The sequence below is a fragment of the Amycolatopsis sp. NPDC003865 genome (assembly GCF_053605345.1).
In genome coordinates this window covers 292,165-311,543 of the sequence record NZ_JBSGJA010000008.1, presented here as the reverse complement: position 1 = coordinate 311,543, position 19,379 = coordinate 292,165, and the positions used below count along the sequence as shown (strand labels likewise).

The 19,379-nt window shown below is 72.2% G+C and carries 16 protein-coding genes; 7 read left to right on the top strand and 9 right to left on the bottom strand.

Features of this window, described 5'->3' with window-relative positions:
• Positions 1–69: 69 nt before the first annotated feature.
• Together ACWEVP_RS21320 and ACWEVP_RS21315 are read left to right on the top strand one after the other, a co-directional pair.
• A complete protein-coding gene (locus ACWEVP_RS21320) occupies positions 70–1,377 on the top strand; it encodes an MFS transporter (protein ID WP_452064297.1) in 1,308 nt (435 codons plus the stop codon).
• On the top strand, positions 1,374–2,360 hold the full coding sequence (locus ACWEVP_RS21315) for an LLM class flavin-dependent oxidoreductase (protein ID WP_452064296.1): 987 nt from the start codon (positions 1,374–1,376) through the stop codon (positions 2,358–2,360). The genes ACWEVP_RS21320 and ACWEVP_RS21315 overlap by 4 nt, the downstream gene beginning before the upstream one ends.
• On the opposite strand, the gene dmpG is transcribed toward ACWEVP_RS21315, so the two are convergent.
• From dmpG to ACWEVP_RS21300, 3 genes are read right to left on the bottom strand one after another with little or no spacing between them, the layout of a single operon-like run.
• Positions 2,357–3,358, bottom strand: coding sequence for a 4-hydroxy-2-oxovalerate aldolase (gene dmpG, locus ACWEVP_RS21310; RefSeq protein WP_452064295.1), 1,002 nt, complete (start codon positions 3,356–3,358; stop codon positions 2,357–2,359). The two genes, ACWEVP_RS21315 and dmpG, sit on opposite strands and share 4 nt — an antisense overlap.
• The gene (locus ACWEVP_RS21305; protein ID WP_452064294.1) at positions 3,355–4,278 is read right to left on the bottom strand and encodes an acetaldehyde dehydrogenase (acetylating); all 924 of its coding nucleotides are present in this window, start codon (positions 4,276–4,278) and stop codon (positions 3,355–3,357) included. Before ACWEVP_RS21305 ends, dmpG begins: the two co-directional genes overlap by 4 nt.
• Entirely contained in the window at positions 4,275–5,066 is a 792-nt protein-coding gene (locus tag ACWEVP_RS21300) for a 2-keto-4-pentenoate hydratase (protein ID WP_452064293.1), read from the bottom strand. The genes ACWEVP_RS21305 and ACWEVP_RS21300 overlap by 4 nt, the downstream gene beginning before the upstream one ends.
• 74 nt (positions 5,067–5,140) lie before the next feature.
• Here ACWEVP_RS21300 and ACWEVP_RS21295 point away from each other — a divergent pair, with 74 nt between their 5' ends.
• Positions 5,141–5,902, top strand: coding sequence for an IclR family transcriptional regulator (locus ACWEVP_RS21295; RefSeq protein ID WP_452064292.1), 762 nt, complete (start codon positions 5,141–5,143; stop codon positions 5,900–5,902).
• Positions 5,903–6,019: 117 nt separating this feature from the next.
• Here the strand turns inward: ACWEVP_RS21295 and ACWEVP_RS21290 are convergent, their stop codons facing one another.
• Entirely contained in the window at positions 6,020–6,982 is a 963-nt protein-coding gene (locus tag ACWEVP_RS21290; protein WP_452064291.1) for a LysR family transcriptional regulator, read from the bottom strand.
• A gap of 102 nt (positions 6,983–7,084) precedes the next feature.
• Here ACWEVP_RS21290 and ACWEVP_RS21285 point away from each other — a divergent pair, with 102 nt between their 5' ends.
• A complete protein-coding gene (locus ACWEVP_RS21285; RefSeq protein ID WP_452064290.1) occupies positions 7,085–8,854 on the top strand; it encodes an FAD-dependent monooxygenase in 1,770 nt (589 codons plus the stop codon).
• A 12-nt stretch (positions 8,855–8,866) separates the two neighbouring features.
• Positions 8,867–10,777, top strand: a complete 1,911-nt coding sequence (locus tag ACWEVP_RS21280) for a maleylacetate reductase and hydroxyquinol 1,2-dioxygenase domain-containing protein (protein WP_452064289.1) — start codon at positions 8,867–8,869, stop codon at positions 10,775–10,777.
• A gap of 146 nt (positions 10,778–10,923) precedes the next feature.
• Here the strand turns inward: ACWEVP_RS21280 and ACWEVP_RS21275 are convergent, their stop codons facing one another.
• The 4 genes from ACWEVP_RS21275 to ACWEVP_RS21260 are packed head-to-tail and all read right to left on the bottom strand — an operon-like array spanning position 10,924 to position 15,616.
• Complete coding sequence (locus tag ACWEVP_RS21275; RefSeq protein WP_452064288.1) at positions 10,924–12,660, bottom strand: amylo-alpha-1,6-glucosidase; 1,737 nt, start codon at positions 12,658–12,660, stop codon at positions 10,924–10,926.
• 13 nt (positions 12,661–12,673) lie between these two features.
• Complete coding sequence (locus ACWEVP_RS21270; RefSeq protein ID WP_452064362.1) at positions 12,674–13,435, bottom strand: carbohydrate ABC transporter permease; 762 nt, start codon at positions 13,433–13,435, stop codon at positions 12,674–12,676.
• A 47-nt stretch (positions 13,436–13,482) separates the two neighbouring features.
• Positions 13,483–14,370 carry a carbohydrate ABC transporter permease gene (locus ACWEVP_RS21265; RefSeq protein WP_452064287.1) on the bottom strand — a complete coding sequence of 296 codons (888 nt, stop codon included), beginning with the start codon at positions 14,368–14,370 and terminating at the stop codon, positions 13,483–13,485.
• Between the two features lie 7 nt (positions 14,371–14,377).
• Positions 14,378–15,616: a sugar ABC transporter substrate-binding protein gene (locus ACWEVP_RS21260; RefSeq protein ID WP_452064286.1), complete on the bottom strand. Its 1,239-nt coding sequence runs from the start codon at positions 15,614–15,616 to the stop codon at positions 14,378–14,380.
• Positions 15,617–15,760: 144 nt separating this feature from the next.
• On the opposite strand from ACWEVP_RS21260, the gene ACWEVP_RS21255 reads away from it, so the two are divergent.
• The gene (locus tag ACWEVP_RS21255; RefSeq protein ID WP_452064361.1) at positions 15,761–16,798 is read left to right on the top strand and encodes a LacI family DNA-binding transcriptional regulator; all 1,038 of its coding nucleotides are present in this window, start codon (positions 15,761–15,763) and stop codon (positions 16,796–16,798) included.
• Positions 16,799–16,917: 119 nt separating this feature from the next.
• Complete coding sequence (locus ACWEVP_RS21250; protein WP_452064285.1) at positions 16,918–18,750, top strand: RICIN domain-containing protein; 1,833 nt, start codon at positions 16,918–16,920, stop codon at positions 18,748–18,750.
• A 152-nt stretch (positions 18,751–18,902) separates the two neighbouring features.
• On the opposite strand, the gene ACWEVP_RS21245 is transcribed toward ACWEVP_RS21250, so the two are convergent.
• Positions 18,903–19,214: a hypothetical protein gene (locus ACWEVP_RS21245; RefSeq protein WP_452064284.1), complete on the bottom strand. Its 312-nt coding sequence runs from the start codon at positions 19,212–19,214 to the stop codon at positions 18,903–18,905.
• Positions 19,215–19,379 lie beyond the last annotated feature (165 nt).

Genomic DNA, 19,379 nt, shown 5'->3' with positions numbered 1-19,379 from the left:
GGCGCGTTGCCGATGTCCCGGCCCGCACACGAAAGTACGCCAACTCGACCGGCTCTTCCGGAGGCAGCTATGACACAACCCCACCGCCAGCAGGCCCGCGCCGCGTTGGCCGGGTGGTTCGGCACCGCCATCGAATTCTACGACTTCTTCGTCTACGGCCTGGCGGCTTCGCTGCTGTTCCCGAAGATCTTCTTCCCCGCCGCCGATCCGGTGGTGGCCACGCTCATCTCCCTCTCCAGCTTCGGGGTCGGCTACGTCGCCCGCCCGTTCGGCGCGCTGCTGTTCGGGCACCTCGGCGACCGGCTCGGCCGCAAGTCCATTTTGGTCACCACGTTGATGATGATGGGCGTCGCGACCACGGCGATCGGGCTGCTGCCGTCGTACGGCACCCTCGGCATCGCCGCGCCGATCCTGCTCGTCGCGCTCCGGATCGTGCAGGGCGTGTCCCTCGGCGGCGAGTCCAGCGGTGCCGCGCTGCTCACCGTCGAACACGCCGACCAGCGGCGGCGCGGGTTCTTCGGCGGCATCCTCAACACCGGCACGGCGGTCGGGACCATCCTGGCCAACGCGATGTTCCTGCTCGTGGCTCGGCTGCCCGAGGACGCGCAGCTCGCCTGGGGCTGGCGCATCCCGTTCCTGGTGAGCGTGCTGCTCGTCGTCGCCGGGATGGTGATCCGGCTCGGCCTGCGGGAGAGCCCGGAGTTCGCGGAGGTCAAGAGCACCGGCGCGGTCCGCAAGCTGCCGCTGGTGGACGTCCTGCGCCGGTGCGGCGGCACCGTCGTCCTGGTGACGATGGCGACGCTCGGCGCCGGCGTCACGATCACCGTGAGCTCGGTGTACGTGCTGACCTACGGCAAGACCGAGCTGGGCGTGAGCACGTCGACGATGATCGACGTCCTGCTGCCCGGGCTGTTCGTGGTCGTGATCGGCGCGCCGCTGTACGGCAGGCTGGCCGACCGGATCGGGCCGAAGACGGTCTTCGTCACCGCCGCCGTCGCGATGGTCGTGCTCTCGTTCGTCTGGTTCCCCCTGCTGAACACGGGAAATCCCTGGCTGATGTTCCTCGGGTTCGCGCTGCTGTTCGCGGGCTACGCCGCCAACTTCGCGATGTTCCCGGTCTTCTTCTCGGAGGCGTTCCCGGTTTCGCTGCGGTTCAGCGGGATGGCGATCGGCTTCACCCTCGGCACGATCCTCGGCAACGCCTTCGCTCCCGCGATCAGCGCGTCCCTGCTGGAGTCGACCGGCACGTGGGTGTCCATCGCCGCGTACATGGCGGTGGCGTGGGCGCTGACCGCGGTCGGCGGGCTGCTGCTGCGGCCCGCGCCGTCCGAGCGGCCGGAGGTCCTGCGTGAGGCGTCCGGGGCGCCGGCGGCGTGAGGATCGGGGTCCGGGTTCCGCCGTGCGTCGCGCTGCCGGAGCTGGTGGCCTTCGTCCAGGAGGTCGAGCGCCGGGGGTTCGACGACGTGTGGTTCCCGGACTCGCAGCTGCTGTGGCGGGACGTCTTCGCCACCGCGGCTGCGGCTGCCGCCGGGACATCGCGGATCGGCCTGGGCACGGCGGTGACGAACGTCGTGACCCGGCATCCGTCGGTGGTGGCCGGGGCGGCGCGGACGGTGGCCGAGCTCGCGCCCGGCCGGTTCGCGCTCGGCGTCGGCGTGGGCAACAGCTCGGTCGTCCCGGCCGGGCTCACCCCGTCGACCCGGGCGGGGCTGCGGGCCGGGCTGCGGGTGATCCGGTCCCTCCTGGCCGGTGAAGAGGTCGACTTCGGCGACGTCCGGTCGCGGTTGCGAGACCCGGTGGCCGTGCCGCTGCACCTGGCGGCGAGCGGGCCGCGGAACCTGCGGCTGGCCGGGGAGGTCGCGGACGGCGCGATCCTGCTGTCCGGCGTGGCACCCGAGCCCCTCGAGGCCGCGATGCGGCAGGTGGCGGCGGGAGGATCCGTGCCGATCACGGTGTCGGCGTTCTGCCGCGTCACGGACACTGTGTGGCGGGACGCGCGGGAACTGAAGCCGGTGTGCTTGAGCATTGCCGACAATGGCGGCGCGGCGTTCCTCGCCTCGGCCGGGATGCGGGTGCGGGTGCCCGAACGGCTGCCGGAGCTGTCCCCGGACCTGTTGCACGCCGAATCCCGGGCGGCCGCCGTCCGAGCCTGTGAGTCCTTTGTAGACGATGAAGCCGCCAAGCTGTTCGCGCGGCGCTTCTGCCTGTACGGCACAGCCGGCGAGATCGCGGCGCGCCTGGCCGAGCTGGACCAGGCCGGCGTGTCGGCGGTGCTGCTGCAGCACGTCGGTTCCTACGACCTGCCGCGGCAGCTGGCCGCCGACTTCGCCGGCCTGGTGATGCCCGTTCTGCGGGGCTAACCCGCCAGGTCGAGCGCGATGTCGGTGATCATGTCCTCCTGGCCGCCGACCATGCCGCGGCGGCCGACCTCGACGAGGATCGCCCGGGTGTCCAGGCCGTAGCGCACCGCGGCCGCTTCGGCGTGGCGCAAGAAGCTGGAGTAGACACCCGCGTAGCCGAGGCTCAGCGTCTCGCGGTCGACCCGGACCTCGCGGTCCTGCAGCGGGCGCACCAGGTCGTCCGCGGCGTCCATCAGCGGGAACAGCTCGCAGCCGTGGTCCCAGCCCATCAGGTCGGCCACCGCGATGAACGCTTCGAGGGGGCAGTTGCCTGCCCCGGCACCCTGCCCGGCGAGGGAGGCGTCGACCCGGACCACGCCGTTCTCGACCGCGACGACGCTGTTGGCGACGCCGAGGGCGAGGTTGTGGTGGGCGTGGATGCCGATCTGCGTCTCGGGCTCGAGGAGGTCGCGGTAGGCGCGGACCCGGTCGCGGACGCCGTCCATGGTGAGCCGGCCGCCGGAGTCGGTGACGTAGACGCAGCCGGCGCCGTAGGACTCCATCAGCTTGGCCTGCTTCGCCAGCTCATCCGGCTCCGCCATGTGGGACATCATGAGGAACCCGGCGACGTCCATCCCGAGTTCGCGGGCGGCGCCGATGTGCTGGGCGGAGATGTCGGCCTCGGTGCAGTGCGTGGCGACCCGGACCGACCGGACGCCGAGCCGGTGTGCCTCCCGCAGGTCGTGCAGCGTGCCGATGCCGGGCAGCAGCAGCGTGGTGGGGACGGCGGTGCGGGTGACGTCGCAGACCGCTTCGATCCATTCCCAGTCGGTGTGCGCGCCGACGCCGTAGTTGATGCTGGAGCCGGAAAGCCCGTCGCCGTGGGCGATTTCGATGGCGGCGACGCCCGCGGCGTCGAGGGCGGCGGCGATCGTGCGGGCCTGTTCGACGGTGTAGCGGTGGCGGATGGCGTGCATGCCGTCCCGCAGGGTGACGTCCTGGATGTACAGCTCGGTCATCGGAGGGCCTCCTGAGCGGCCATGCGTTCGGCGGTCCGCAGCGCGGCCGAGGTCATGATGTCGAGGTTCCCGGCGTAGGCGGGCAGGTAGTGGGCGGCGCCCTCGACTTCGAGGAACACCGACACCTTCACCGCCTCGCCCGCCGGGACCAGCCGGTGCAGCGGGTCGTCGGCGGGCACGGTGGCGAACTGGACCTTCTGCTTGAGCCGGTAACCCGGCACGTAAGCCTGTACGCGGCCGACCATTTCCTCGATGGACGCGGTGACGGCCTCGGTGTCCGTATCGGAAACCAGGCAGTGCACGGTGTCGCGCATGATCAGCGGCGGCTCGGCCGGGTTGAGCACGATGATGGCCTTGCCGCGGGCCGCACCGCCGACCTGCTCGATCGCGGCCGCGGTGGTCTCGGTGAACTCGTCGATGTTGGCCCGCGTGCCGGGGCCGGCCGAGCGCGAAGAGATGGACGCGATGATCTCGCCGTAGTGCACCGGGGTCACCGCGGCGACCGCGGCCACGATCGGGATGGTGGCCTGGCCGCCGCAGGTGACCATGTTGACGTTGGGCGCGTCGAGGTGCTCGCCGAGGTTGACCGGCGGCACGACGTAGGGCCCCAGCGCGGCCGGGGTGAGGTCGACGACCGTGCGGCCGAGGCCGCGCAGGACCTCGTCGTGGCGCCGGTGCGCGCCCGCGGAGGTGGCGTCGAAGACGTACTGGACGTCGGCGAACTCGTCCAGGCGGACGAGGCCGTCGACGCCCTCGTGCGTGGTGGCGACCTTGAGGCGGCGGGCGCGGGCGAGACCATCGGAGTCCGGGTCGATCCCGGCCATGGCCGCGATCTCCAGCTGGTCCGACAGCCGCAGAATCTTGATCATCAGGTCGGTGCCGATGTTGCCGGAGCCGATGACGGCGACTTTCGCGCTCATGCGGCTTCTCCCGCGAAGCTGATCGTGACTTCGCCGAGGCCGGAGATCCGGGCGGTGAAGGCGTCCCCGGGCACGGCGGGGACCATCGGCCCGAGCGCGCCGGTCAGGACGATGTCACCGGCGCGCAGTGGTTCGCCGCGCCGGGCGAGGGTGGTGGCGAGCCAGGCGGCGGCGTTGAGGGGGTCGCCGAGGCAGTCGCGGCCGGTGCCCTGGGAGACGAGTTCAGTGCCGCGGTGCAGCTGCATCTCGACGTCGGCGGGTTCGACGTCGTCGAGGGTCTTGTGGGTGTCGCCGAGGACGAACAGGCCGGAGGAGGCGTTGTCGGCGACGGTGTCGACGATGGTGATGTCCCAGCCCGCGATCCGGCTGTCGACGATCTCCAGCGCCGGAGCGAGGAACGCGGTGGCCGCGCGGACGTCGGCGACCGAGCAGTCCGGACCGGGCAGGCCGGCGCCGAGGACCACGGCGATCTCCGCTTCCACCTTGGGCTGCAGGAGCCGGCCGGGCGGGACGGTCCCGCCGTGGGGGAGCGCCATGTCGGAGAACAGCGCGCCGAAGTCGGGTTGGTCGACGCCCAGCTGGCGCTGCACGGCCGGTGAGGTCAGGCCGATCTTGCGCCCGACGAGGCGGTGTCCCGCCGCGAGCACGCGCTCGGTGGTGAGCTGCTGGACGGCGTAGGCCGCGTCGAGGTCGCCATCGGCGAACAGATCGCGGACCGGCGGACAGGGCGTGGCAGTGGCGGCCGCGGCCGCGAGCACCTCGGCGGCCTTGGGGACGGCCTCGTTCATCGGGGACCTCCGGAGCAGGGATCGTGACCCGCCAGGTATAGGCCGTGGTCCGGCGGTGTGCCAAAGTTTGTCCCGTGACACGGAACAGCGAGAACGGCAACATGCTCGACAAGGCGGCCGCTGTCCTGGACGTCTACCGGCCGCAGGGCGGCGCGTTCCGCCTGACGGAACTCGCGGCCCGGGCGGGGCTGACCAAGACCACGGCGTTCCGCCTGGCCGGCGACCTGGTCCGCCTCGGGTTCCTGGAGCGTGCGGGCGATCGCTACCGGCTGGGCGGCACGCTGTTCGAGCTGGGTTCGCTCGTGCCCCGGCGCCAGGACCTGCGTGAGGCCGCCCTGCCGTTCCTGCAGGACCTGTTCGAGAGCACCCGCCAGACCGTCCACTTCGGAATCCGTGATGATCGCGAAGTCGTGTACCTCGAACGCATCCACGGCCACGACGCCGTCCCGTTGCCGTCCCGGATCGGCGGCCGGCTCCCGCTCACCTGTACCGCGATCGGCAAGGCCCTGCTGGCGTTTTCCGAGCCGTCGCTGGCGGAGGCGATCCTCGCGGATCCGTTGCCGCAGCTGACGTCGTCGTCGATCACCGATCCGGTCCGGTTGCGCACGGCCTTGGAGCAGACGCAGGTGTCCGGCCTGGCGTACGAAGAGCAGGAAGCCGCGCTCGGCGTGAGCTGCATCGCGGCACCGGTCTTCAGCGGCGCGGTCGCCGTCGCGGCGCTGTCGGTGGCGGTCCCGCGGGAACAGTTCCGCCCGGCCCACCTCGCCCCGGCGGTCCGGACGGCCGCGCTCGGTTTGTCGCGGACGCTGCGCCAGGCCGCCGAGCCGAACCGATAGCCAAATGGCGCCGCGGGCTGCTGGTGCCCGAGCCGAGGCCGGGACGCCATCGATGACCCGGACCTGGTGGCACAGTTCGAGAAGATCGACGTGCCCGCGACAGCCGCCTTGCGTGTGTCACCAGTGGGCGGCGCCCAGCCCGTCCCTGGCGTGCTCCGGTCCCAGCATGTCGGGTTCGGGGGTGGACAGGGCCGTCCGGAGGAAACGGCGCAGGACCGGCGAGTCCTCGTCGGGCCGCCAGCAGACGGCGGTTTCCACGACGGCGGTGTGCCGGCGCAACGGCCGCGCGACCAAGCCCGGCCAGAGCATCGAGCTGTACTGCGCGGGCAACAGGGTCATGCCGGCGCCGGCCTCCACGAGGGCGAGCGCGTGCACGACCGAGGTCGCTTTGTGCCGGGCGTCGGACGAACGCCCGGCGTCGGCCCAGGCGGCGCGGAGGTGGGCGGCGAGCCCCGCTCCGGCCTCGGCCGTGACCACCACCCGCTCGCCGCCCACCTCGGCCAGATCGATGCGCTCCTGGCCGGCGGCGGGGTGCGTCCGGGCGAGCACCGCGACGAGTGGCTCGCGGGCCACCACCGCGACTTCCAGCGCCCGGGCCCGGCTGGCGGCGTGCCGTGTCCGGCCGGGGCCGCCGGGTTCGAGGTGGAGCAGGCCGGCGTGCGCGTCGCGGCGGTGGACCCGCTCGACCACGTCGGAATCGGAGTCCTCGGTGAGGACGAGGTCGACGCCGGGTTCGAGCATGGTGCCGCCGATCAGGTGGGGCAGCAGCCGGGGCGAGACGGTGTGGCCGACGGCGACGGTCAGCCGGCCCCGGGTGCCGAGGCCGATGGTGCGCACCAGCTCGGTCGTGGCGTTGAGCTCGGAAAACAGGCGGCGCGCGCGTTCCGCCAGCGCCCGGCCCGCGGCTGTCGGCTCGACTCCGCGGCCGTGGCGGATCAGCAGGGGGACGCCGAGTTCGCGTTCCAGCGTCTGGAGCCGCACGCTCAGCGGAGGCTGGGTCATGTGCAGTGCGGCGGCCGCGCGACTGATCGAGCCTTCCTCGGCGACGGCCAGGAAGCACTCCAGCGCCCGCAGATCCATATGCAGAGGCTATATCAGCGACGGTGACTTCGTATTGGACGTATAGCCGGTGAGTTCGCATACTCGGTTCACCGGTCGAAGCGGACCCAGAGGTGAGGCAGCGTGAGCGACAACCCCGAAACCCCCGGCCAGGTCACCACGGACGTCCTGGTCATCGGCAGCGGACCGGCGGGCGCCTCGGCCGCGCTGTTCCTGGCCACCTACGGCGTGGACCACCTGGTCATCACCAAGTACCGGTGGACGGCCAACACCCCGCGCGCGCACATCACCAACCAGCGCACCGTGGAGATCCTGCGCGACATGGGCATCGAAGAGGACGTCAAGGCGCAGGGCACGCCCGCCGCGCTCATGGGCGACACGGTCTTCTGCACGAGCCTCGCCGGCGACGAGATCGGCCGGGTCCGGACCTGGGGGACGCACCCGGCCCGCAAGGCCGACTACACGCTGGCCAGCCCGTCCGAGAACTGCGACCTCCCGCAGACCCTGCTCGAGCCGATTCTGATCGGGCACGCCGCCGAACGCGGCAGCAGGATCCGGTTCGACACGGAGTACCTGTCGCTGGAACAGGACGACGACGGCGTCACCGTCACTGTGCGGGACAGGCTGTCCGGCCAGACCTACCCGATCCGCGCGAAGTACGTCATCGGCGCCGACGGCGGCCGCAGCCAGGTCGCCCGCGACATCGGGCTCCCCTTCGAAGGGCAGATGGATCTGGCGGGGAGCATGAACATCGTCTTCCACGCCGACCTGACGAAGTACGTCGAGCACCGGCCGAGCGTCCTGTACTGGGTGCTGCAGCCGGGCTCGGACATCGGCGGCATCGGGATGGGCCTGGTCCGCATGGTCCGGCCGTGGGACGAGTGGCTGGTCGTCTGGGGCTACGACATCACCCAGCCGCCCCCGCGGGTCGACGACGCCATGGCCACCAAGATCGTGCACGACCTGGTCGGCGACGACACCATCCCGGTCACCATCCGCTCCACCTCGTTGTGGGGCAACAACAAGATGTACGCCACCCGGTACCGGACGGGGCGCGTGTTCTGCGCGGGCGACGCCGTGCACCGGCACCCGCCGTCGAACGGCCTGGGCTCCAACACCTCCATCCAGGACTCCTACAACCTCGCCTGGAAGCTCGCCGCGGTGCTGTCCGGCAAGGCGGGGGAGGGGCTGCTCGACAGCTACGACGCCGAGCGCGCCCCGGTCGGCAAGCAGATCGTGGTGCGGGCCAACAAGTCCATCGATGAGTTCGGCCCGATCTTCGACGCACTCGGGTTCACCGCGACCGACGACCCGGCCGAGCAGATCGCGAACATGCGGGCCCGGGCCGAGGACACCCCGGAGGCGGCCGCGCAGCGGGCCGCGCTGCGGGAGGCGTTGGAACTGAAGGACTACGAGTTCAACGCCCACGGCGTCGAACTCGGCCAGCGGTACGCCTCCCGCGCGGTGACCGGCGACGACACACCCGAGCCGGAGTACGCCCGCGATCCCGAGCTGTACTACCACCCGACCACCTGGCCGGGGGCGCGCCTGCCGCACTGCTGGCTCGGCCACGGCGGGCACCGGGTCAGCACCCACGACATCACCGGCAAGGGACGGTTCGCCGTGCTCACCGGCATCTCCGGGCAGGCGTGGGCGGAGGCGGCCGCCGGCGCCGCCCGGTCGCTCGGCGTCGACATCGAGGCGCACGTCATCGGCCCCGGCCGCGAGTACACCGACGTCTACGACGACTGGGCGCGGCTGCGCGAGGTCACCGAATCCGGGTGCGTGCTCGTCCGGCCGGACGCCCACGTCGGCTGGCGGGCCCGCGAACTGCCCGCCGATCCGGAAAAAGAGCTCACCGAGGCACTCGCCCGCCTGCTCGACCGCGCCTGAGGAGACCGGAGAATGTTCACCTACACGGCTCGGCCCGCCCGCATCGTCTTCGGGCCCGGCACCCTCGAGCAGGTCCGTGCCGAGGTCGACCGGCTCGGCCGGTCCCGGGCGCTCGTCCTGGCCGGCCCGAACCTGGCGGAACCGGGCGACCGGGTCGAAAAGGCCCTCGGCCCGCTCGCCGTGGGCCGCTTCGACGGCGCCGCCATGCACACCCCGGTCGAAGTCACCGAGGAGGCCCTCGCGCTGCTCCGGGAGGCCGGAGCGGACTGCGTGGTGGCGGTCGGCGGCGGTTCGACGACCGGGCTGGCCAAGGCACTCGCCGTCCGCACCGGGGTCGACCAGGTGATCCTGCCGACCACGTACGCCGGATCGGAGGTCACCCCGGTCCTCGGCGAGACCGCGGACGGGGTCAAGACGACGCGCTCGTCGCCGGACATCCTCCCCGAGACCGTGCTCTACGACGTCGAGCTTTCCCGGGAACTGCCCGTCCCGATCGCGGTGACCAGCGGCGTGAACGCGCTCGCCCACGCCGTGGAGGCGCTCTACTCGCCCGACGCCAACCCCGTCATCGACGGGATGGCCCTGGATGCGGTCGGCCGGCTCGCCCGCGGCCTGCGCGGCCTGGCCGCCGACGCCGGCGACCTCGACGCGCGAACCAGTCTGCTGCACGGCGCCTGGCTCGCCGGGACCTGCCTCGGCGCGGTCGGCATGGGCCTGCACCACAAGCTCTGCCACACCCTCGGCGGCAGCTTCGACCTGCCCCACGCTCCGACGCACACCGTCGTGCTCCCGCACGCCATGGCCTACAACGCCGCCGCGGCACCCGACGCCATGCGCCGCATCGCCGAAGCGCTCGGCGCCACCGACGCGCCGGCGGCCGTGTACGACCTGATCGTCGAGGCCGGTGGGCCGACCTCACTGCGGGAACTCGGCTTGGCCGAAACCGACCTCGACCGCGCGGCCGAACTCGCGACCGCGGCCCCTTACCCGAACCCCGCCGAACTCACCCGGGACGGCATCCTGCGGCTGCTGCGCCAGGCCTGGGCCGGTGAGCGTCCCGAGCCCACTGGCTCGTCGGTGCTGGACCAGCTCACCGCTCAGGTCGTGTCGACCTTCGCCGGCACCCCGGATCCGCGGCTGCGCGCGCTGCTGCAGGACCTGGTTCCGCGGTTGCACGCCTTCGCGATCGACAACGACCTGACCCAGGAAGAATGGCACCACGGCATCGAATTCCTGACCCGCACCGGGCAGATCTGCGACGCCACCCGGCAGGAGTTCGTGCTGCTGTCGGACACGCTCGGCCTGTCCAGCGTCGTCGACGTCCTCACCAATTCCCGCACCCCCGACACCACCCCGTCCGCGGTGCTCGGCCCCTTCTACGTCGAGGGCCCACCCGAACTGGAGCAGGGCGCCGACATCGCCGCGGGAATGCCCGGCACCCCGCTGTGGGTGGACGTGCTGATCACCGACACGGACGACAAGCCGGTGGCGGAGGCGGTCGTGGACGTCTGGCAGTCCGATGAGGACGGATTCTACGACGTGCAGCTGCCCGAACTCGAAGGACCGGTCCTGCGCGGACGGCTCCGCACGGACCGCGACGGCCGCCTGCGGTTCTGGTCCATCCTGCCCTCGGAATACCCCATCCCGTCCGACGGCCCGGTCGGCGCGATGCTGGCCGCGACCGGACGGCACCCCTACCGCGCCCCGCACCTGCACTTCATGATCGAGGCCGAGGGCCACCGGCGCCTGATCACCCAGCTCTTCGTCGCGGGCGGCAAGTACCTCGACTCCGACGCCGTGTTCGGCGTCAAGGACGACCTCATCGTGAACTTCGAACCCCGAACCGGCCCGGCGCCCGACGGCCGTGCCGTGGAGGGTGAATGGCGTCGGCTCGAGTTCACCTTCCAGATCGCCCGCCGGTAACCGGGGAGGGACACCCGGAACCCCGCCGAGCGCGGTGAGCGTGTGGGCGGCGTAGCGAAACGGTCCGGCCCGAGCGCGTCACCCGGGGATCTCCGCCCGGTCGAGCCCGGACGCGGTCGTCGCGCCGTGGAGAGCCTGGCCGGCGGTCAGGGCCGCGTCCGGGGAGAGGTGGGTCCGTAGGCCGCTTTCGGCGTGCCGCGCCGGTGCTGAGCCGCTTCGCTCAGCAGGAGGTACGCGCCGGCAGTCCAGGTGTAGGCGCGGTCGCGCAGGCCGGCTCCGGTGAGCGCGTCGAAGTTCTCGGCGAAGCCGTGGTTCTCGCAGGTCCTCCGGAACCGGCTGCTCACTTCGTCGGCGAGGTCGGTGGCGCCCCCGCGGCGGAGGCCGTCTTCGACGAGGACCGTCACCGGGGCCCAGACCGGGCCGCGCCAGTACCCGTCGGGTTCGTAGTGCGGCGAGGACGGCAGCTCCGTGGCCAGCCCGACCGGCGTGAGGTGCTCGGCCACGCGGTCGCGCAACCGCTCGAAGACGGCGCGGGGCAGGTGCTCGCCCAGCACGATCGGCATGAGGTCGAGCAGGCTCGAACCGCACCGGGACGTCCCGGTGCGCACGCCGCGGCTGCGGAAGGACGAGCCGTCCCAGAGCTCGGCGAGCAACGCGGTCAGCAGGGCGTCGGCGCGTCGTCCCCAGTCCGTGGTGGTGTCCCCGGCGGCGGGGGCCAGCGCGGCCAGTTCCTTCAGCTGCAGGACGAGAAAGGCGGCGAGGTCCGCGGTGACGAGGAGGCGTTCGCTCGCGAACACCGTGGCGTTGTCCCAGCCGCTGTCGTTGCCGTGCTCGTAGTACGGCAGCTGCTGCCCGGGGGCGCGGCGGTGGTCGAGCCAGAACGACGTCCACGCCGCGAGCTGCCGGTAAGCCAGTGCGGGATCGGGAAGCCCGCCCGGAAGCCGGCCGCGCAAGTGAGCGAGGGCCCAGCCGTGGATCGGTGGCTTGACGAAGTTGCGGAGCACCTCGGCGTGGGTGACCGAGTCCGGCAGCGCGCCCAGGCCGTCCTGGTGGTCGAAGGGCAGCTGGTACTGGTTCCACGCCAGCTCCGGCGCCCCGGGAGCCAGCGCCAGCGCGGTGAAGCAGTGGTCCCAGCTCCACACCTTGTTCATCCAGTGCTTGGACATGAGCACGGCCGGGCGGGCGAGGAACCCGGCGGGCGCGACCGTGGCGGACCAGAGCACGTAGCAGGCGAGTTCGGCCGCGGGGGTCGAGCGGTTCCGCCACGGGGCGACGGCGTCGGCGAAGCCGGTGAAGTCGCCGCGCGCCGAGGCGGCGGCCCGCCCGAAGTCCACAGTGGACACGTACGGTGCCGCGCCGGTGGTGGTCTCCTCCAGCGCCACCTCCCACGGCCCGCCGTCGGCGCCCACGGTGACGCCCCGCCGAGCCGTGCCGAGTTCCTGCTCACCGCGGTGGCTCCACTGTCCGGAAAGGAGCGTGAGGCGGAGGCGGTTTCCCGTCTCGTAGAAGGTGAACACGACCGCTCCGGACGGATCGGCGAAGAAGTACGGGCCGGTGAACGGCGTGAGGGCCGGCTCGGCGGCGATGATGCTCATGCCCAGGCCGGTGCCGGCGATCCGGATCGTCCCGGCGTCCGCGAAGGCCGCGGTGATCCGGCCTCCGGCAGTGCTCCACGCGAGCACGGCGGGATCGGCCGAGACGTCGGTGGCGGCGCGGTCGCCGTCGCGTTCGGGCACGAGGGCCAGCACGGGGTGCAGGCCGTGCCGGTGGGACACCACGTGCACGTCGCCGGCGCGCCGGGTCGCGCCGAGCACCGGGGACAGGCAGAGCCAGGATCCGGCGCGGCTGAACGGGATCTCCCCGACGGAGAACTCGGCGGTCACAGGGTGCGTCCCTTCAGTCCTTGACGGCGCCGGCGGTGACGCCGGCCGCGACGTAGCGCTGGGCGAGCACGAGCAGCACGGTGGCGGGAACGGACGCGACCACGGCGGTGGCCATGATCGCGTTCCACTCCTGGTTGTTGTTGCCGATGTAGTGGTAGATGCCCAGGGTGAGCGGGCGCAGCCGGCCCCCGGCGTCGAGGGTCGCGGCGAACACGAAGTCCGACCAGGCCCACAGGAACGAGAACAGCGCCGCGGTGACGACGCCGTTGCGGCTGGCGGGCAGCACGACCGACGCGAACGTGCGCCACGCCCCGGCGCCGTCGATCCGGGCCGCCTGCAGCAGTTCGTCGGGCACCGAAGCCATGAAGGAGGTCAGGACCAGTACGGCGAACGGCACCGCGACGGTGGAGTCGGCGACGATCAGGCCGCCCACGGTGTCGGTCAGGCCGAGCTTGACGTAGCTGCCGTAGAAACCCAGGGCCATGATGATGCCCGGGATCATCTGCGCCACCAGCAGCACGAAGCCGAGCACGCGCCGGCCCGGCGGCCGGAGCTTCGCCAGCGCGTACGCCGCCGGGGCGGCGATGACCAGGGTGAGCGCGACGGTGCCCAGCGCGACGAGCAGGCTGGTCCCGAAGTAGGGCAGCTGTTCCCGCAGGACGCGCTCGTAACCCGCGAAGGTGGGCGTGGCCGGGAACAAGTCCGGCGGGGACTTCCGCAGGTCGCCGGGCGGGGTGAGCGAGACGGCGATCATCCAGTAGACCGGGAAGAGCATCGCCGCGGTGAGCAGGACACCGATCGCGGTTTGCCACGCCGGGCGCTTCACGCGGATTCCTGGTGGCGCTGCAGGCGGACGTAGACCAGCCCGGCCGCGAACGCGAGCAGGATGAGCACGTTGCCGACGGCCGCGCCGGGCCCGAACTCCGGCAGCATGGAGCCGAACCCCAGCTCGTAGGACCAGGTGGCGAGCGTGCTCGACGAGCCGCTGGGGCCGCCCCGGGTCATGATCCAGATGATGTCGAACACCTTCAGCGTGTAGACCAGGCCGAGCAGCAGGGTGATCGCCGAGACCGGCCGCAGGACGGGGAAGGTGACGTGGCGGAACGTCTGCCAGCCGGTCGCTCCGTCCAAAGCGGACGCCTCGTGCACCTCGGCGGGGATGGTGCGCAGTCCACTGTGGAGCACGACGAGGTTGAACGGGATGCCGATCCAGATGTTGGCGACGGTGACCGAAACCAGCGACCAGGACGGCGAGGTCAGCCAGTCGACCCGGCCGATCCCGAGGCCGTGGAGGACCGCGTTGACCAGGCCCGACTCGCTGTTGAGCAGCCAGGCCCACGTCGACCCCGACACGATCAGCGGCAGCAGCCACGGCACCAGGAACAGCGCCCGCAGCGTCGCCGACAACCGGAAGCGGCGGGTGAAGAACACCGCCATCGCCAGGCCGATCGCGTACTGGAAGACCAGCGACGCGGCCGTGAAGACGAGCGTGTTCACCAAGGCGGTCGTGAACCGCGGGTCGCCGAACACGGTGGCGTAGTTGGCGAACCCGGTGAAGGGCGCCCCGCCGCGGACGAAGGTCCGGACGGTGTAGTCGCGCAGGCTCAGGTCGAGGGTGGTGTACAGCGGATAGCCGTAGCAGGCGAGCAGGTAGGCCGCCAGCGGGACGAGGAACGCCCAGCCGGCGAGCCGCTTCTTCTCGAATCGCACCGGCTGGCTACTTCGCCGCCGCGGCAGCGGTTTGGGCGTCCTTGAGCGCGGCTTCCGGCGGCTTCGAACCGGTGAGGGCGGCCTGGACCGCGTTCCACAGCGGCTGGGAGATGCGGGGGTACCGCGTGCCGAGGTTGTCCCCGGTCCGGCCCTTGGCGTTCTTCACCGCGTCGACCCACACCGCCAGTTCCGGCTTCCGGGCGATCTGCTGCTGCTGGACCGACGGCACCGCCGAGACGTAGGTCAGCGCCGTGTCCGAGGTCAGCACCTTGTCCGGGGCGGTGAGGCAGGCCGCGATCCGGCCGGCCGTGCGCTCGGTGTCCGCGTTGTCCTGGGCGGGGACGGTGACGAACTCCCCGCCGGTCGGCGCGGGCGCGGTGCCGCCGGTGCGGCCCGGGATCGGGATGACGCCGTACGGGAAACCGGCTTTCTTCGCGTTCTCCAATTGCCAGGTGCCGTTCTCGGCGAAGGCGTACTGGCCGGTGGCGAACTCCTGCCAGCTGGTCGTCTGGGTGTTGCCGATGACCGAGTTGGGGGCGTAGCCGCGGTCGAGCCAGGACTTCCACCGGGTCAGCGCCGCGACGGCCGGGGGAGCGGACAGGTCGGTCAGCGTCGCCCCCGCGCCCCAGAACCACGGCAGGAACTGGAAGCTGCCCTCCTCGGTGCCGATCGCGGAGAACGTGATCCCCTTCTTCCCGGCCGCCTTCACCTTGCCCAGCGCCGTTTCGAGCGACGCCCAGTCCGTGACGGAGGCCGGGTCGACGCCCGCGGCGGCCAGGACGTCCTTGTTGTAGTACAGCGCGAGGGTGTTGGCGCCCAGCGGCACGCCGTACGTCCGGCCCTGCACGGTGCCGGCGGCCACCAGGTTCGGCGCGGCGGGCGACGCGTCCAGCCCGACCTCGTCGTTCGCCTTGAGCACGCCCGCTTCGACCATGGTGGACACGACCGGGTTGTCCAGCACGAGCACGCTCGGCGCGGTGCGCTGCCGGGCGGCGAGCAGCACCTTGCCGGTCAGGTCGGTCGTGTCGTAGGCCTGGCGCTGGATCTTCACCCCGGCTCCCGCCGCGCAGTCGTCGATCACCTTCGCCCACGCGGAGCCGGCCGTGAACTGCGGGTACGGGTCCCAGATCGAGAACGTCCCGGTGCCGCCGCCGTCCGGGGACGACGAGCAGGCCGCCATGGTCGCGGCGAGGGCGACCGCCGCCAGCGCGGCCGGGAGCGGGCGGGTGCGCGGGGGGTACGGCATGGGGTCCTCCTGGCGGCCACGGCGACGACAGTCATCGAACCGGTTCGATGAAGGGAGCCGGGACAACGTAGACCGCGGCCGGGCCCGTTCGCAAGAGGCGGACTTCCGGGATGGCAAGATGGTCGAACCGGTTGCCGCCGACGGATCCGGGGACGGGAAGCGGACATGAACATCGGCGAGATCGCCAAGCGGGCCGGGGTGTCCCGGAGCACGGTGTCCTACGCGCTGAGCGGCAAGCGGCCGGTGTCGGCGCGGACGGTGCGGCGGATCAACGACGTCATCGCCGAGCTGGGCTACCGGCCCAACGCCAGCGCGCGGGCGCTGGCCGAGGGGAAGACCCGGACCATCGGCCTGGTGATCCCCCCGGCGAGCGCGCGCCTGACCGACGCGCAGCTGGGGTTCGTGGCGAGCGTCGTCGAGGCCGCCGCGGCGCACGACCACGACGTGCTGCTCTCGCCCAGCGGCGGGGACCACGACCGGTCGTTCGAGCGGATCGTGACCGGGCGCCGGGTCGACGGCGTGGTCCTCATGGAGATCCTGCTCGAGGACGCCCGGGTCGACCGGCTGACCGGCGCCGGGCTGCCGTTCGTCGCGATCGGGCACGTCGAGCACCCCGGCGCGTCGTGGTGGGTCGACGTCGACTACGCGACGCTGATCGGGCGCTGCGTGCGCCACCTCGCGGATCTCGGCCACGAGCACGTCGTGCTGATCAACCGCTCCGAGCACCTCGTCGCCGCCGGCTACGGCCCGGCGGTGCGCGCCACGGCCGGGTTCCTCGGCGCGGCCGGGGAGCGCGGGATCACCGGGCACACCGTGAGCTGCGCCGACGAACCGGCCGCCGGGCTGGAGTGCTTCGAGCGGATCCGGGCCCGGTGGCCCGAGGTGACCGCGGCGGTCACGATCAACGAAGCCGCCCTGCCCGGGGTGCAACGGGCCCTCGACCGGGCCGGCCTGGACGTCCCGCGGGATTTCTCGCTCACCGGCGTGCTCGCCGACCGGCTGGCCGAGGACTTCCACCCGCCGCTGACCGCGGCGGACGTCCCCGCGGGGGAGCTGGCCCGGCTGGCCGTGGACCTGCTGCTGGAGCAGATCGGCGACCGGTCGGCCGAGCCACGGCACGCCCTGCTGCGGCCGGCGGTGACGCTGCGGTCCAGCACCGGCGCCCGTCGCGTGCGCAAGTGAACCGGTTCGACGCCATTTGGTCTCTTGTTGGCGAATCTCCGACGGCGTAGCTTCACTCCTTGGTCGAACCGGTTCGACGTCGCACTTGACCTCGTTGTCCGTGCCCGAAGGAGTCGCACGTGGACATCTCGCGCGAGCGCGCCCGCCGTGGCTTTGCCGCCCTGCTCGTCACCGCCGCCCTCACCGTCTCGTCCGCCGTGGCCCTCGCGGAGCCGGCCCGGGCCGCCGACGAGTCGATCGCCGTCGACTTCTCCGCCGGGGGCGGCACCCCGTCCTACCGGGCGTCGGGCTGGATCTACGGCATGACCGAAAACGCTTCCGCCCCGGCCGACCACTTCTACCGGGACGTGAAGTTCCAGGCGATGCGCGCCGGCGGCGCGCAGCTGGACAGCCCGGGCGGCTGGGTCTCGGGCCGGTACGACCGCCGCTGGAACGCCACCCGCGCCCAGCTGCTGCGCACGCGCGCGCTCGGCGGCACGTTCGTCCTGCTGGTGCACGACCTGTGGGGCGCGGACGGGTACCCGATCTCCCGGTTCCCGGGTGACAACGGCGACTGGACCGACTACGACAACTTCCTCACGCGGCTGATCGGCGACGTCCGGGCCACCGGCGTCCCCGTCGAGTGGGACCTCTGGAACGAGCCCAACATCTCGCTCTTCTGGAACCGGCCGCAGAGCCAGTACTTCGCCCTGTGGCAGCGCGCGTACCAGCGGATCCGGGCGGCGTTCCCGGCGCAGCCGATCGTCGGCCCGAGCCTCGCCGGCGTCCCGTCGACCGCGGCGGGCTGGTGGACGCAGTACCTGGACTTCGTCCGCTCGTCGAACGTCGTCCCGGACATCGTGAGCTGGCACTCCCTGCCGGGCGACCCGGTGGCGAACGTCGCCGCCGCCAACGCTTCCCTCGACGCGCGCGGCATCCCGCACCCGCGGCCGTACCAGATCAACGAGTACGGCGCGTCGAACGAGCAGAACCCCGGCGACGGCTCGTGGTACATCGCCCGGCTCGAGCGGGCCGGCGCCGACGGGCTGCGCGCCAACTGGGCCAGCGGCGGAAACCTCCACAACGACCTCGGCAACCTGCTCGTCCACGATTCCGCGGGACAGCACCAGCCCAAGGGGGAGTGGTGGGTCTACCGGTTCTACGGCGCACAGACCGGCCGGATCGCCGCCACCACGCCCAGCGGTTCGTACGACGCGTTCGCCACGGCGACGAGCGGGACCGCGAAAGTGCTGGTCGGTGGCGGTGGCACGACCGGCACCGTCGCGGTCGCGTTGCGGCGCCTGGACGCCACCACGGGAATCGTCCAGGACAACCAGGTCCGGGTGCTCGTGCAGCGGATCCCGTACAACGGCGGCGGCGCGGTCGCCGGTCCGGTCACCGTCCAGAACTCCGTGCTGACCCTGTCCGGCAACGCCGTGACCGTAAACGTCCCGCACGCAGCCGCCGACGACACGGACACCATCACGCTGCTCCCCCCGTCGGACGGCGGGTTCCCGTCGGTCGCCGTCGCCCAGCACTCGCAGCAGTGCCTGGACAACACCGGCCTGAGCACCGCGGACGGCAACCGGCAGCAGCAGTTCCCCTGCGAGGGCGGCGACCAGCAGCTGTGGAACTTCCGCCCGGTCTCCGGCGCGTTCACCGTCGTCAACCAGCAGTCGGGCAAGTGCCTCGAGGTGGCCGGCGCGTCGACCGCCGACGGCGCGGCCGTCCAGCAGGGAAGCTGCGGTTCCGGCGCGGCGAACCAGCAGTTCGCCTTGCGGAAGGTGACTTATGGCGGCAACGACGCCCACGACTACCAGCTGGTCGCCCGGCACAGCGGCAAGTGCGTCGACGTCAACCAGGCGTCCACGGCCGCGCGCGCCCAGCTCATCCAGTGGACGTGCCGGGCGGTCACCCAGAGCAGCCCGCTGAACCAGACGTGGCGCCTGTGGGGAGCGGCGCCGGCCACCTGACCCGGACTCACGAGGCGGCCGCGCGGGGGAGGCCGTGGTTCCTCGTGGCGAACGCGGACGACCCGCACCGGCCGGGTTCTCCGGCGCCTTCCGGGGTTCGGACCGGAGGACGACGTCGGGGCACCCGCCGGTCCCTGGCCGTACCGGCCGGCTCACTCGGCCGACCGGGACCACCACGTCTTCGCCGCCCCGAGCGCGATGCGGGCCAGCAGCACGGCGGCCCCGATGCCGGCGACCAGCCGGGCGCCGAGACCGTCGAGCCGGACGGCGAGCCAACCGCCCGCGGCCGTGCCGAGCACGGAGAGCACGAAGTCGACGGTCAGCAAGGGCGACAGGCCGAGCAGGATCATGTCAGCCGCCGTGTCCCCGCGCCGGCTTCGCCCCGCCAGGTACAGCCAGAGCGTCATGGTGCCGGCGAACGCGAGCCAGGCCAGGCCGAGCACCACCCACAGCACCGCGGTCACCGGGTTTCTCCTGCCACACAACGAGAATTCACAGCGGTCCTCCCTCATCGGTCCCGACCAGGGTGACCTTGTTCGGACAGTCTGTCAAGACACTGTGTCCGGACAACTGTCCGGTAAGGAGTCGTCCCGTGCCGCCGGATACGATGCGGACAGACCCTGACCGCC

Excerpts from the sequence above, each read along its gene's own strand:
- ACWEVP_RS21305 (WP_452064294.1), bottom strand. The coding sequence starts at position 4,278 with ATGAGCGCGAAAGTCGCCGTCATCGGCTCCGGCAACATCGGCACCGAC.
- dmpG (WP_452064295.1), bottom strand. The coding sequence starts at position 3,358 with ATGACCGAGCTGTACATCCAGGACGTCACCCTGCGGGACGGCATGCAC.
- ACWEVP_RS21300 (WP_452064293.1), bottom strand. The coding sequence starts at position 5,066 with ATGAACGAGGCCGTCCCCAAGGCCGCCGAGGTGCTCGCGGCCGCGGCC.
- ACWEVP_RS21260 (WP_452064286.1), bottom strand. The coding sequence starts at position 15,616 with ATGCCGTACCCCCCGCGCACCCGCCCGCTCCCGGCCGCGCTGGCGGCG.
- ACWEVP_RS21280 (WP_452064289.1), top strand. The coding sequence starts at position 8,867 with ATGTTCACCTACACGGCTCGGCCCGCCCGCATCGTCTTCGGGCCCGGC.
- ACWEVP_RS21320 (WP_452064297.1), top strand. The coding sequence starts at position 70 with ATGACACAACCCCACCGCCAGCAGGCCCGCGCCGCGTTGGCCGGGTGG.
- ACWEVP_RS21270 (WP_452064362.1), bottom strand. The coding sequence starts at position 13,435 with ATGCTCTTCCCGGTCTACTGGATGATCGCCGTCTCGCTCACCCCGCCC.
- ACWEVP_RS21290 (WP_452064291.1), bottom strand. The coding sequence starts at position 6,982 with ATGGATCTGCGGGCGCTGGAGTGCTTCCTGGCCGTCGCCGAGGAAGGC.